Annotated in this window: 12 protein-coding genes; 6 read left to right on the top strand and 6 right to left on the bottom strand. The window is 71.6% G+C overall.

The window, feature by feature from the left end:
- Positions 1-14: 14 nt before the first annotated feature.
- Both HDA39_RS34000 and HDA39_RS33995 read right to left on the bottom strand, forming a co-directional pair.
- On the bottom strand, positions 15-368 hold the full coding sequence (locus HDA39_RS34000) for a hypothetical protein (protein WP_184802233.1): 354 nt from the start codon (positions 366-368) through the stop codon (positions 15-17).
- Positions 365-751 (bottom strand): YbaB/EbfC family nucleoid-associated protein, encoded by a 387-nt coding sequence (locus HDA39_RS33995; protein ID WP_184802231.1) that lies wholly within the window; start codon positions 749-751, stop codon positions 365-367. Before HDA39_RS33995 ends, HDA39_RS34000 begins: the two co-directional genes overlap by 4 nt.
- A 119-nt stretch (positions 752-870) precedes the next feature.
- Between HDA39_RS33995 and mycP the strand changes: the two genes are divergently transcribed.
- Positions 871-2,157: a type VII secretion-associated serine protease mycosin gene (gene mycP / locus HDA39_RS33990; protein WP_337926013.1), complete on the top strand. Its 1,287-nt coding sequence runs from the start codon at positions 871-873 to the stop codon at positions 2,155-2,157.
- Positions 2,158-2,298: 141 nt separating this feature from the next.
- Here the strand turns inward: mycP and HDA39_RS33985 are convergent, their stop codons facing one another.
- Together HDA39_RS33985 and HDA39_RS33980 are read right to left on the bottom strand one after the other, a co-directional pair.
- Positions 2,299-2,595 (bottom strand): hypothetical protein, encoded by a 297-nt coding sequence (locus HDA39_RS33985; RefSeq protein ID WP_184802229.1) that lies wholly within the window; start codon positions 2,593-2,595, stop codon positions 2,299-2,301.
- Positions 2,596-2,627: 32 nt separating this feature from the next.
- Positions 2,628-2,939 carry a hypothetical protein gene (locus HDA39_RS33980; protein WP_184802227.1) on the bottom strand — a complete coding sequence of 104 codons (312 nt, stop codon included), beginning with the start codon at positions 2,937-2,939 and terminating at the stop codon, positions 2,628-2,630.
- Positions 2,940-3,093: 154 nt separating this feature from the next.
- Between HDA39_RS33980 and eccCa the strand changes: the two genes are divergently transcribed.
- The 3 genes from eccCa to HDA39_RS33965 are packed head-to-tail and all read left to right on the top strand — an operon-like array spanning position 3,094 to position 9,298.
- The gene (gene eccCa / locus HDA39_RS33975; protein WP_184802225.1) at positions 3,094-7,059 is read left to right on the top strand and encodes a type VII secretion protein EccCa; all 3,966 of its coding nucleotides are present in this window, start codon (positions 3,094-3,096) and stop codon (positions 7,057-7,059) included.
- A gap of 55 nt (positions 7,060-7,114) precedes the next feature.
- Complete coding sequence (locus HDA39_RS33970; protein ID WP_184802223.1) at positions 7,115-7,486, top strand: hypothetical protein; 372 nt, start codon at positions 7,115-7,117, stop codon at positions 7,484-7,486.
- A 9-nt stretch (positions 7,487-7,495) separates the two neighbouring features.
- Positions 7,496-9,298 (top strand): hypothetical protein, encoded by a 1,803-nt coding sequence (locus tag HDA39_RS33965; protein ID WP_184802221.1) that lies wholly within the window; start codon positions 7,496-7,498, stop codon positions 9,296-9,298.
- A 69-nt stretch (positions 9,299-9,367) separates the two neighbouring features.
- Here the strand turns inward: HDA39_RS33965 and eccB are convergent, their stop codons facing one another.
- Complete coding sequence (gene eccB / locus HDA39_RS33960; RefSeq protein ID WP_184802219.1) at positions 9,368-10,792, bottom strand: type VII secretion protein EccB; 1,425 nt, start codon at positions 10,790-10,792, stop codon at positions 9,368-9,370.
- A gap of 1 nt (position 10,793) precedes the next feature.
- Positions 10,794-12,176 (bottom strand): type VII secretion integral membrane protein EccD, encoded by a 1,383-nt coding sequence (gene eccD, locus HDA39_RS33955; protein WP_184802217.1) that lies wholly within the window; start codon positions 12,174-12,176, stop codon positions 10,794-10,796.
- Between the two features lie 154 nt (positions 12,177-12,330).
- Between eccD and HDA39_RS33950 the strand changes: the two genes are divergently transcribed.
- Both HDA39_RS33950 and HDA39_RS33945 read left to right on the top strand, forming a co-directional pair.
- A complete protein-coding gene (locus HDA39_RS33950; RefSeq protein WP_184802215.1) occupies positions 12,331-12,945 on the top strand; it encodes a hypothetical protein in 615 nt (204 codons plus the stop codon).
- Complete coding sequence (locus tag HDA39_RS33945; protein ID WP_184802213.1) at positions 12,945-13,508, top strand: hypothetical protein; 564 nt, start codon at positions 12,945-12,947, stop codon at positions 13,506-13,508. Before HDA39_RS33950 ends, HDA39_RS33945 begins: the two co-directional genes overlap by 1 nt.
- Positions 13,509-13,514 lie beyond the last annotated feature (6 nt).

The following is a 13,514-nucleotide window of genomic DNA, read 5'->3' as shown; positions in this document are numbered from 1 at the left end:
CGTCGTCACGCCGGTCAGAGATCGCCGACCGCGCGCATCCGCGCCGCGTCGCGTTGGGCGGACTGGACGTACTGGCCGACGATCTGGTTGCCCTGGGCACCGAGCCCGCCGACGGCGCCGCCGGTGGCGTCCGACGCCTGCTGAATCGGCTCCTTCGCCGGGTTGTAGGCATCGCGGAATCCCTTGCTCAGCGTGTCGAAGCCGGTGTTGGCCTCCAGTTCACCGGTCCGGATCGCGGTGCTGAGCACGGTCCAGCGATTGCCGAAGGCGGTTCCGGCCTGCTGCAGCCGGCGCATCGCCGCGCGGGCCTCCGTGGGCAGCATGTCGATGTCGCCGGCGCCACCGAAGTTGATCGGGCCTTCGCTCATGACAGTCCTCCTCGACGAGCCTTCCGCAGTTCGGCGTCCAGTGGTGCGAAGGCCAGGTCCGACGGCTCACTCAGGCCGCCGGGCAGCAGCGACGACAACTGACCGGCCGCCGTCGCCTGCGCCTCGCCGACCGCCTTGTTGATGACGTCCCGGACGGCCTCGGCCAACGCCGTGGCATCCACGGTCCGGTAGATCCTCGGGTCGAGGACGAGCTCCCGCACCTCGCCGTACAGGCCGACGGTGGCCTCGATCAGGCCGTCCGGGGACTGTGCCGTCCCCTCGGTGTCGTTGCTGATCGACCGGTACTCCCGCAACTTGCGGTCGGCTTCCTCCAGTTGGCCGAGCAATGACTGCCCGGCCGTTCGGTCGTCGCGAGACACCATGCCGCCTCCTCGGTCGCTGATCTCCGCCGACTATCCCCGGCCGAGCAGCCCGTGGACGGTGGCTGACCGCTTCCGGCCATCGGCTCCGGGTGGCTCGGGCGTTCGAGGACCATCGAAGGGTGAAGAAGAGGTGGCGCGTTCCGGTCCTGCTGATGTCGGCGATCGCCCTGTCGGCCGGCCCGGCGGTCCTGCCCGCCTCGGCGCAACCACCCCGCGGAGCCTGCAACAACCCCGAACCCGGCCGACCGGCCGAGCGACTGTTGCCCTGGGCCCAGGAAGTGCTGATGCCCCAGCGCGCTTGGCCGTTCAGCACCGGCAGCGGGGTGACCGTCGCCGTGGTGGACTCCGGAGTCGACGCCGACCACCCTCAGCTTCGCCGGTCCGGCAAGGTCCTGCGGGGTCGCGACTTCTACCTGGTCGGCTCGCTGCCCGGGAACTACGACTGTGTCTCCCACGGGACCGGAGTGGCCAGCATCATCGCGGCCGACCGGGTCCCCGGCATCGGCTTCCAGGGCGTTGCCCCCGGCGCCCGGATCCTTCCGGTCCGCGTGAGCGATCGGGAGGTCGGGCAGACCGGACAGGCCCAGCTGATCGACCCGCAGATCCTTGCCCGCGGCATTCGGTACGCCGTCGACCAGGGCGCGCGGGTGATGAACCTGTCGATGGCGGGCGACCAGGACCAGGCGCCGGTCCGGGCGGCGGTCGCGTACGCCGTCGCCAAGGACGTCGTCGTGGTCGCCGCCGTCGGCAACCGCCAGGGCAATGCGCCCGGCGTCCTGCCCTCCTACCCCGCCCAGTACCCAGGAGTGCTCGGGGTGGGTGCGATCGACAACGGCGGCGCCCGGATGTCGGCCTCGCAGTACGGTCCGTACGTCGACCTGATGGCACCGGGAGGTTCGGTGCTGACGGCCACCCGCCAGACCGGTCACGCCTACTCCGACGGCACCAGTTTCGCCGCGCCCTTCGTCGCCGGCAGCGCCGCGCTGGTGAGGGCGGCGTACCCGAAGATGACCGCGGCGCAGGTGATCCAGCGGCTCAAGGCGACCGCCACTCCGGCGCGCGGCGGCGTGGACAGCCTCCAGTACGGCGCCGGCATCGTCGATCCCTACCGCGCGGTGACCGAGGCGATGATCGGTACGGTGGCCCGCGAGCTGGCACCGATGCAGGAGGCGCCGCCGGACCACGAAGCGCTCGCCGTGGCGGCCTGGTGGCGGACGACCGGTTCCGAGGCGCGCTGGATGACCGGCCTGGCGGCCGGCGGCACGGGCGTGATCGTCGTGGTCAGCGCGCTGCTGATCGCCGGGCACCGCCGGCGCTGGACCGCCGGTCGATCGGACATCGTCCGCCGGCGGCAGGACCCGGAGGCCGAACTGCCTCCCGAGCGGCTGTTCGCTCGCGCCGACTGAGACCACCGAAGCCGAGCCGGGCCCGAGGACCAGGAGATTCCCTGTCCCGGGCCCGGCCCCCCGTTCGGCCCGCTCTCCGGCTGGTCGCACACGGAAAGGCCCCGACCGGAACATCCGGCCGAGGCCTTCGCCGTACGGGGACTACAGGCTGGCTGCGATCCCCCGGCAGGTGGCCAGCGTGCTGGCACCGTCCGCGGAGCACTGGCTCCAGGCGGTGGACTGACGCTGCGAGTGGTCCGCGGCCTCCAGGGTTCCGTTCACCTCCTGGTGGGTCACCGAGAAGTGCTGGTCCGACGCGCTGTCCATCCACTCGCTGCTGGCGAGGTTCTGCGCCGCGCGCAACTCGTCCTCGGCCATCATGGTGCGGTCCGTCGAGATGCCCCGCAGGGCCTGCGACGACATGTCCATGCCGCCGAACTGCTGGTAGATCTCCGGCATCGAGAGACTCCTTCCTGTGTGCGGTTCTCCGGTCAGGCGAGCAGCGCGCCGACGCTGTTCGCCGTCTGGACGTTGTTGGAGATGTTGTTGTCGTACTGCGAGCTGATGTTCGAGACACCGGCGGACCGGTTCTCCACCCGCGCGTGGTGCGGACGGACACCGCCCTGCCAGCCGTCACCGACCGCCGCGGCGGCGGTGTAGCCCGGTCCGCGCCACGAGCCGTTCAGGTCCATCGTGGTCGAGGCCGCCCGGGTCGCGTTACCGGTCAGGTCCTGCCCGTACGCGCCGGTCCGGCTGGCGTGCTGGGCCATGCTCTCGGTGAAACCCTGGATGAAGTCGCTCATCCCCTGCTCCTTCCTGGTGGTGGTACGTCTACGCCAACGTAGGGAGCACCGGCCCCGCCCCGGTGCCGACGGCACCTTCCTGCCACCGGGGACCGGCCTCCTACCAGGCGCGTGATGATCGGAGCGGATCGGATCGAACCGGTGGAGGTTGACGATGGCGACAGTGGTGGTCCGCCGCCCGATGCGGCGCCCGGCGCCCGAACTGCCCGGCGGCGAGTTGTTGCTGGAGGCACCACCCGAGGTCCCGGAGCCGGCCGGGCGGCAGTGGGCGCAGATGCTGATGGTGCTGCCGATGGTGGCGATGATGGGCGCGATGATGCTGATGTTCTCCGGCAGCATCGCCAGCAGCCTGCGGTACGTGATCTTCGGGTTGTTCGGCCTGGCGATGATCGGGATGATCGTGCTCTCCGTGTTCTCCCGCGGCAGCGGTGCGGGCAAGGTCGAGATGGGACAGGCCCGGCGGACCTACCTGCGCCATCTGGCCCAGCAGCGGTTGCGCCTCGGCCGCTCGGTCGGCCAGCAGCGCGAGGCCCTGCACTACCTGCATCCCGATCCGGCGTCGCTGTGGGCCGTGGCCGGCAGCTACCGGTTGTGGGAGCGCCGCCGGGACGACGCGGACTTCGGCGTCACCCGGATCGGCATCGGCAAGCAGGGACCGGCGACCACGATCGTCCCGCCGGACACCCAGCCGCTGGAACGGCTCGAGCCCTTGTCGGCCCTGGCCCTGCGCCGGTTCGTTTCGACGTACGCCGCGGTGTCGAACCTGCCGCTGGCGATCGCCGTGACCGGATTCGCGCGGATCTATCTGCCGGGTGACGAGGACCGGTCGCAGTCCATGGCGCGGGCCATGGTCGCGCAACTGGCCTGCCTGCACGCCCCGGACAACCTACGGATCGCGATCTGCACGAGCGCCGACCGCAGGGACGACTGGGACTGGGCCAAGTGGCTGCCGCACGTCCTGCACCCCGAGCGGAACGACGCACTGGGACCGATCCGGTTGATCGCTCCGTCGATCACCGCGCTCGAAGCGATGCTCGACGACCTGCTGACCAACCGCCCCCGGTTCGACCCCGACGCCGCCAGTGCCGTCAGCGGACCGCACCTGGTGGTCATCCTCGACGGTGGGGACGCGGACGGGTCCGATCATCTGCTGGTAGGCCCCGGACTGGAAGGCGTGACGGTCGTCGACCTGACCTTCCCGCCGCCGCGGGCGATCGACACCAGCGCCATCAGTCTCGATCTCGAGGCCGACGGCACCCTGCACGCGGAGACGATGGACGGCGCGGAGCGGATCGGCCAGGCCGACCCCCTGGACCTGGTCACCGCCGAGGGCCTGGCCCGGCAGCTCGCTCCGCTGCGGCTCACCGCCGGTGTGCACGGCGAGCAGCCGCTCAGCGCCGACCTCGGGCTGGCCGAGCTGCTCGAGCTCGGCGACCCGTTCGACTTCGACCCCGAGGACACCTGGCTGCCCCGGCCGAGTCGCGACCGGCTGCGGGTCCGGTTCGGTCTGCGGTCGGACGGGCAGCCGATCGAGCTGGATCTCAAGGAGTCCGCGCAGGAAGGGATGGGGCCGCACGGCCTGCTGATCGGCGCCACCGGTTCGGGCAAGAGCGAGCTGCTGCGCACGCTGGTCCTGGCGCTGGCGATCACCCACCCGCCGAGGTCGCTGAACTTCGCGCTGGTCGACTTCAAGGGCGGCGCGACCTTCACCCGGCTGGACAAGCTGCCGCACACCAGCGCGGTGATCACCAACCTGGCCGAGGAGTTGCACCTGGTCGACCGGATGGCCGACGCCATCAACGGCGAGCTGCTCCGCCGCCAGGAACTTCTACGGGCCGCAGGCAACTTCTCGTCGCTGCGTGACTACGAGAAGGCCCGGGCGGCGGGAGCGCCGCTGGAGGAGGTCCCCACGCTGCTGGTCATCTGTGACGAGTTCAGCGAGCTGCTGACCGCCAGGCCCGACTTCATCGACATGTTCGTGCAGATCGGCCGGGTGGGACGATCGCTCGGCGTACACCTGCTGCTCGCCAGCCAGCGGCTGGAGGAAGGCCGCCTGCGCGGTCTGGAGACGCATCTGTCGTTCCGGATCGGACTGCGGACCTTCTCCGACATCGACAGCCGGACGGTGCTCGGCGTGAACGACGCCTTCCACCTGCCGCGAGCACCGGGTCACGGGTTCCTCCGGGTGGGGACCGAGCAGATGGACCGCTTCCGCTCGGCGTACGTGTCCGGTGTTCACCGGCGTCCGGTGCCTGGCGCGCTGCCGTCGATGGGTGACCGGACCGTAGAACTGCTCGACTACTCCAGCGGCTACGTCGCGCCGGTCGTCGAGGAGGAGCAGGACGAGAAGCAGCCCGACCCGGACGGTGTCTTCGACGAGGCGGTCGGCGAGAGCCTGATGGACGTCTTGGTCGACCGGTTCGAGGGCAAGGGCACTCCGGCGCACCAGATCTGGCTGGCGCCGCTCGACAAGGCGCCCGCGCTCGGCACTGTCCTGCCCACCGGGCCGACGGACTTCCCCATCGGCAGGTTCCAGCCGGGCCGGCTGCAGACCGTCGCCGGCATCGTGGACCGCCCGCTCGAGCAGCGGCGTGACCCGCTGCTGCTCGACCTGTCCGCCGGCGGCGGGCACGTCGCGGTGGCCGGCTCGGTGCAGAGCGGCAAGAGCACCACCCTGGTCACCCTGATCACCGGTCTCGCCCTGACCCACTCACCGCGCGACGTCCAGTTCTACTGCCTCGACTTCGGTGGTGGCGTGCTGACCGGCGTCCGCGACCTGCCGCACGTCGGCTCGGTGGCCGGACGTCAGGACGTCAACGCCGTACGGCGGAGTGTGATCGAGGTGCTCGGCATCGTGGCCGAACGGGAGAAGACCTTCGCCCAGCTCGGCATCGACAGCATGGAGACCTACCGGGAACGCCGCCGACAGGGCGAGCTCGCCGACCATCCGTACGGCGACGTGTTCCTGGTGGTCGACGGGTGGGCGACGATCCGCAACGACTTCGAGGACCTGGAGCAGCTGCTCGCCGACATCGCGACCCGCGGGCTGGCGTACGGCGTGCACCTGATGGTGAGCGTGGCGCGCTGGTTCGACCTGCGGACCAACGTTCGCGACCTGTGCGGCACCAAGCTGGAGCTGCGGATCGGTGACCCCATCGACTCGATGGTGGACCGGCGGGCGGCCGCGCTGGTGCCGGAGCGAGCGCCGGGGCGCGGCATCATGACCGGTCGGCACCAGTTCATCACTGCCGCACCACGCCTGTCCGAGCCGCAGGGCGAGGAGCGCGTGTCGGTCGGCCTGGCCGAACTGGTCCGGACCGTGGCGGAGGCCTGGCCGGGGCAGGCGGCGCCGGAGGTCAGGCTGCTGCCGCCCGACGTACCGTACGAGGCCGGAAACGGAGCGAGCTCGCAGGAGGCCGGGCTGGCGGTCGCCGTGGCCGAGCGCAGTCTCCAGCCGGTGCTCCTCGACCCGAACGCCAACCCGACGTTCATCCTGCTCGGCGACACCGGGTCGGGCAAGACCGGCTTCCTGCGCACGCTGTGCCGGCGGATCTCGGAGACCTACACCCCTGCGGAGGCGTGTGTGCTGGTCATCGATCACCGCCGCAGCATGCTCGGGTCGGTCGAGGGCCCCAACCTGCTGGGCTACGGCACCGGCCACCAGGTCACCGAGAACCTGATCCAGCGGCTGGTCCAGATCCTGGAGGAGCGGCTGCCCGGGCCGGACATCACCCCGCAGCAACTCCGGGACCGCTCCTGGTGGCAGGGGCCGGACGTGTTCGTCCTGATCGACGACTACGACATGGTCGCCACCGGCGACGGGCATCCGTTGATGCCGTTGCTGCCCTACATCCCGCAGGCGGCCGACATCGGGTTGCGGATCTACGCGGCCCGGCGGACCGGCGGCGCGATGCGCGGCCTGTTCGAACCGGTGCTGGCCAAGATCCGCGCGGTCGGGTCGCCCGGGCTGCAGCTGTCCGGCAGCCGCGACGAGGGCATCCTGCTCGGCGGCCTGCGCGCCCAGCCGCTGCCACCCGGCCGGGGCTTCCTGGTCAACCGGCAGGGCGACAGTCAGCTCATCCAGCTGACCCATCCCCCGGCGGACGACCAGGAGCAGTGACGCCGGTTTCGCCGGCACGGTCGCCCGGCCGTGCTACTCACCCCAAGGAGATTCGATGAGCGAAGACAGAATCCATGTCAAGGACACGGCGGCCTTCAACAGATTCACGACCGGGATGGACGCCACCGCCCAGGCGTTCGGGACCAGCGTGGCCGAGGCGGGAGTCCGGTCCACGTACGAGGCGCCGGCCGGCGGGATGGCCGAAGGCGTCGCGTTCCTCGGCAAGGAGCGCCAGGCGCGGGACCAGCTCGCGCAGTTCATGACCAAGACCATGGACGGGATGGTCGGCTACCGGAAGGCGGTCGGAGCCATCGGTGAGCAGTACGACGGCACGATCAACCGTCAGGTCGGGATCATGAACCCGCTCCTCGAGGCGAACAACCAGCCGGTTCCCAACAACCCGGCGTTCGGTCCGAGCGGCGTCTGAGGAGGAGTGATGGCGGACTACCTAGCAGCAGTGAACGCGGCCCAGACCCTCGCAACCGTCAAGCCGGCCGTCCAGAAACTGATCGACACCGCCCTGGCCGAGCGCAGCCTCGCCGGACCGCTGACCACGTCGAAGGACATGTGGAACCAGGCCGGCATCGGGACCATCGACGCCATGGGCAGCATGCGCACGGTCTCCGGCGAACTGCTCGACCAGTGGCTGACCCCGGCGGACTCGGGTCTGTTCCGGTCGGCGGCCGAACGGTCGGCCACCTCACTGGCCGACGCCGCGGGCAAGATGGGCGACGGAGGTTCCACCGCGCGTCCGGGCGGAGCCCCGGCGCAGCACGGCGGTGGGGCGAACCCCAGGTCCGCCGGCGGTGTGGCCAGTCAACTGACGCCGGTGATCGAGTACATCGGCAGGGTCGCGCAACAGGCCGACACGGTCAAGCCACAGGTGGACGGCTACTTCACCGAGATCGACAGCTTCCTGAGTGCGGGCGGAGCACTCACCGCCGAGCAGGAGCAGGAAGCGGTGCGGGGCGTCCAGCAGCTGGTTGCTCCCCTCGGGCAGGACATGAACCTGCTGGCGACCATCTACACCACGACCGGCGATCAGATCGTCAACACCGCCGGCAGCATGAAGTGGGACGGACCGGGAGCCGACAACGGCCTCGGTGGTCCCGGCGGCCCGGCCGCTCCGTCTGCCGCTGGAACGCCGGCAGGGCCTGCAGGTGGTCCGGGCGGCCCGGCGGGTGGACCAGGTGGTCCTGCCGGCGGTCCTGCTGATGCACCTGCCGGTGGACCGGGCGGCCCCGCTGGCGGACCGGGCGGTCCTGCCGGCGGACCAGGTGGCCCCGCTGGTGGACCGGGCGGTCCTGCTGGTGGGCCAGGTGGCCCGGCCGGCGGACCAGGTGGTCCTGCCGGTGGACCGGGTGGTCCGGCCGGTGGTGGGCCTGGTGGCACCGAGCTGTCCAGGCTGTCGCCTGGAGGGGTACCGATGCCTCCCGGCGGCGGTCCGGGGCTCCCGACGCCGCCGCTACCGCCCAACGGTGGGCTGCCGTTGCCGCCCAACGGCGGGCTACCGCTGCCGCCCAACGGCGGGCTACCGTTGGCGCCCATCGGTTCCGGCACCAACGGTTCGGGCTCGCTGAACAACCGGCCTCCCAGGCCGCCGGCCGGCCCGCTGCCGCCGGTGGGCAAGGGCGGTCTGGGGACCATCGGCACCGGTGGTCTCGGCAGCAGCGGAATCAACGGCACCGGCGGAGGTGGCGGGCTCGGCAACCTTCGCGGCGGTGGTGGCGCCGGTGAGCTCGGGCTCGGCAAGGCCGGAGGCGACGTCCGTGGCGATCAGATGATCCCTCGGGCGGGCGAGCAGGCGGTCGCCCCCAACCAGACCGGCGCGGGCCGGGCTCCGGCAGCGCCGGGCTCACCGTTCGGTACGGCGGCAGCCGGTGCCGCGGTGGGTGCGGGCGGCGGGACGCCCCCGATGATGCCGCCGATGGCCGGCGGTGGAGCCGGTGCCGGCGGCAACAGTCGTGGTGGCAAAGCGGGGACCGGCGCGATCCGGCCGGTGAACCGCAAGCGGAAGGGCCAGGACGACGACACGCCGGGCGTGCCGGTCGGGCTGCGCGGTAAGGCGGGCCGGGAGCTGCCCGGTGCGTTCCCGATGATGCCGATGAACAACCGGCGCCGTAAGGACGAGCGCGACAAGCCGGTCGACACCATCGAACTCCTCGACGAGGAGCTGTGGAAGGTCCAGGAGGCCGAAGCGGTCGAGACCAAGAAGCGGATCGGCCGGCTGGCCACCTGAGCCGGTCCCAGGAGCACGAACAACCGGCCCGGACATCATCAGATGTCCGGGCCGGTTTCGTTCTGCGGGTCAGGCGACCGGCTGGATGGCGGCGGCCGGGTCGAGGCCGCTGCCTTGGGGGATGCGGGCGACCAGCTGGGCCGGAATGCGGATCGGTACGACGTCCTGGTAGCCCAAGGCCTCGAGCAGGGCGGGATCGGCCAGCGGATAGGCGCGGCCCAGGTCGGTGACGACCGAGACCGTGCCGGTCCGCGCCTGGTCCGAGGGCATGGCCTCGACGACCGCGGCCGCGCCGGGCTCGACCAGGATGCGATCGGCCAGTGCGGTCCCGAGTTTGCCGCGCTTGACGGTCACGGCGGCGGCGTCGCGGGCCGGCATCGCGGCGTCGATCGACACGGCCGGAACCATCTCGCCGGGCTGGTAGGTGGCGCAGACCGTTCCCTGTCCGTTGCGTGGGGCAACGAATTCGGGCCGGGACCGGGGCGCTTGTCCCGCGTCGGCGCGGGTGGACGGCGACTCGGCGCGGCTCAGCGAGAGCAGGCCGATCGCGATGGCGCTCGGCGCCTTGCCGCCGTACGCCGCGGTGACCGGCCGGTAGGCGCGCTGGATGTCGTACTGCAGCGCGGTGATCGGCCGGAGTTTGTCCTTCAGCGCCACGTAGTGCTGCTTGGCACCGCTGGCCGTCGTCACCACGAACAGTTGGCCGATCCGGGTCCCACCGCGTTCCTGGACCGCGTACGACGCCTGCCCGGTGCCCGGGATCGCGATCGGCGCGATCGGTTCCCCGTCCGGCAGGCCGGCGACGAAGGCGGACCCGACGCGGGCCCACGGCTCCGAACCGAGCGCCAGGCCGACCGTGGTGGTGTCGGACTTCTGGATCCGGTGCCGGTAGCCCTTCCAGATCAGGTACTGGTCGCGGGTCTCCATCACCTCCACCAGCATCGCGGTGTCCAGCATCGCCTGGTCCCGTGCGGGCCGGGACCCGATCATCAGCACCGACTCGCTGGTCGCCGCGCCGCTGGGGTCCAGGGCCGGCTCGGAGCACAGCGTCCAGCCCCCGGTGAGCAGCCGCTTGCGGTCCGGCAGCGCGTCCGGAGCGTCCTCGATCCCGATCAGCGGACCCCGGGGAGCCTTGGCCAGCGAGCGGCGGGAGACCCGGCGGACCTCGCCGTACTTGCCTAGGGCAAGCAAAGCGGAGGTGTAGTTGGTGACGGGATGCAGATGACCGTCGACGTAGACGAACCGGGTCCCGGTCTCCTTCTCCACGACGACCACGTCGCCCTTGGCGTAGGCCTTGCTGCCACCGGGCGACACCATGCCGTAGACCCCGGCCACCACCAGCGCGAGGACCAGGATCGCGGCACTGCCGAAGGCCGCGGCGAGCGGCCGCTTGAACGGCGGCTGCTCGGGGTCGGTCTCCCGGGTGACCAGGGCCGACACCATCCGCTGGACGGAGAACTGGTGGGACTGGAGCTGGTCCTTCCTGGTCGCCATCTCAGCCTCCCCAGCCCCGGACCACGCCGTACAGGCCGAGCACCGCCGCGGCGACCGGGACGAGCGCCAGGATCACCAGGAGCTCGGCGATCTCCGCGTAGCGGCTCAGGTACGGGCTCGGCCGGTGGTTGCTGTAGCGCAGTCCGAAGAAGATCGCCAGCACCGCCATCACCAGGACGGCGGGCATGATCACGGCGACCGGGTCGGTGAGGCGGCGGGTCAATGGGCCCAGGATCAGGCCGGCCGCGCCGATCACGCCCGGGACCAGCAACAGCAGCCGTTGTTTCACGACCGGGTACAGCCGGGTCCGCAGGAACGCCCCGGCGCTGAGCAGGCAGGCGAGGATCGTCGCGGACCGGGTGTCGGCCATCACCAGCAGCACTTCGCAGATCGACAGCACGACCATCAGGCCGACCAGCATTCCGGTCAGCAGGCCGTCGGCCCGGACCACCGCGCCGTACACCTGCTTGCGCGGCGGCAGCGGGTCGTCGCGCACCAGATCCGCGGTGGTGCGCGGCAGGATGGGCATCGGCAGCCGGCCGAGCCGTAGTGCGAGCGACCCGAGCAACGGAGAGAACCCCAGCAGTGCGGCTCCCACGATGGCGGCGACGTCAGGACCGTCCAGGCTGTCGGAGGTGCCTATCCACCCGCCGAGTACTCCCAGTACGCCGACACTGACGGCACCGACGAACAGCACCGCGCCGTCCACGACGCCGAGGTAGCAGGCCGCACCCGCGAGCATCAACGTGGCGCTGCCGGCCAGCAGCTGCGGGGCTCCGATCGCCGGCCAACCGGCCGCGCCGGCCAGCAGCAGCGCCCCACCCACTGCCGCGCAGGGCAGTCCGATGCCGCCGACCATCGCGCCGGCTCCGGAATCGCCGACCACCCGGGCCAGGACGACGGCACCGCCGACGACCAGCAGGGCGGTGATCAGCAACCAGCCCGCCGGCTCCTGCCAGGGTGACCCGAGCCGCAGGATCGCCACCATGACGATCAGCAGTGCGGTCGCCGCGCAGACCAGCCCGGCGATCCTCGTGTGCCAGGGCGACCAGACGGCGCCGAGCCGGCCGGAGCCGGAGGCGACCGCGTCGACCAGGTCGTCGTACTCGAGCTCCGGCCACTCCAGCCGGCGGGGCACCAGGTGCAGGATCTCGCCGTCACGGATCCGGTGCGAACCGAGGCTGCGGCCGAGGGTGAGCTCGGTGCCGTCGGCGCGGCGCAGCACCCAGCCGCCTCCTGGCGCCCCTTCGTCGGCGAGGTGCTCGCCGGCCTTGGACAGGACACCGGGCAGCACCTCGGCCACCGACGACTGCTCGGGCAGCGCGAGATCGAGCCGGCGTTGCGGGGTGGCGATGGTGATGCGGAGAAGTCCGGTGATGTTCATGGCAACCTTCCGTGGTCCGCTTCGCTTCCACTGCACACTGTCGGCGTACGGCGGCCGCGGCGGGCGCTGCTGACCTCTTGCGGCCACTCCCTCCGGGCAGCGGGCCCGGCTGGCTACGGTCAGTCGAACCAGCCGATGCCGGAGGAGGACGCCCGTGGAGCCGTTGCTGATGCCCGTCGGGCACGACGTAGGTGTGCTCCACGACGCCGAGGGCGGCCGGCGCCAGCAGATCCGTGCGGGGACGACCGTGGTCGAGCTGTCCGATCCCGAGTACGTCGTCTGGCTGCTGGCCCACGGCACCGGTGACGAGGACCGCCCGACCCGCTCGTCGGTCGCCGCCGCCGCCGAGCGGCTGGAGCTGAGCGCTGCCGACGCGACCGCGGTCACCGATCAGCTGGTCTCGGTCGGCCTGCTCGCCGAGGTGGACCCCGAGGCCGGGCCTGCCGTCGACTTCGCCCAGCGGCACCAACTGGTACCGCTGCTGATGGGACTCGGTCCGGACCAGGAGCAGAGCAGCCTGCAGACCATCGGCCTGCTCGGGCAGCCGATCGCCCAGGTGTCCGGTGCCGTGTACGACGTGTGGGCGTGGGCGCACCTGACACCGCACCTGTGGATCGCCTGCCAGGACGCGGCCGAGGTGGCCCGCCGGGTCGGCGTGACCGCCTCGGACGAGACCGAGGCCCGCGAGGTGCTCACCGGGATCCTCCGGTCGGTGCACGGACTGCTGTGCGTTCGCGCGGCGTACCTCGACCGGAGAGGCCTGGCCTGATGAGTACGACGATCTTCCCGGTCGGCCACTACACCGGACTGCGCGCGGCCGCGGACGGACCACCGCAGCACTCGGTCCGGATCGGCTGGCAGCAGCACCGGCTGGAGGAGGACGCGTTCGGTACGTGGGTGCTCGCCCACGGTCTGCGGGAGACCGGCAAGGACAAGTGGACCGAGGCCGACGTGCTGGGCCAGGCGGAGCAGGCCGGGATCGCCGGCGCGGCGGGCCACCTCCAGCAGCTGGCCGGTCTGGGACTGGTAGCGAGCCTGGACGACGGCGAGCAGTTCGCGCGAGGCCACCGGATGGGGATCATGTTCGTCGGTCTGGGCAACAGCCCGGAGCGGCTGGACGAGTTCGCCGTCGGTCTGCCCGGGCTGGGTACCGCGGCCGTGCTGGACGCCGGGAGCTACGAGCTGTGGCAGTGGGGATCGATCGCGCCGACCCTCTGGGATGTCTATGAGCTGCGGGCAGCGGTCCCCGGGCGGCCGGTCGACGTCCTCGGAGACCTGCGGTACCTGATCGCGAACGGCTGCGCCTACCTGGATGTCGCTGCGGCGACCTGAGGTAGG

Source organism: Kribbella italica (assembly GCF_014205135.1).
In the GTDB taxonomy this organism is placed as follows: Bacteria; Actinomycetota; Actinomycetes; order Propionibacteriales; family Kribbellaceae; genus Kribbella; species Kribbella italica.
The sequence above is the reverse complement of the archived record's forward strand: the minus strand, read 5'-3'. Positions and strand labels throughout refer to the sequence as shown.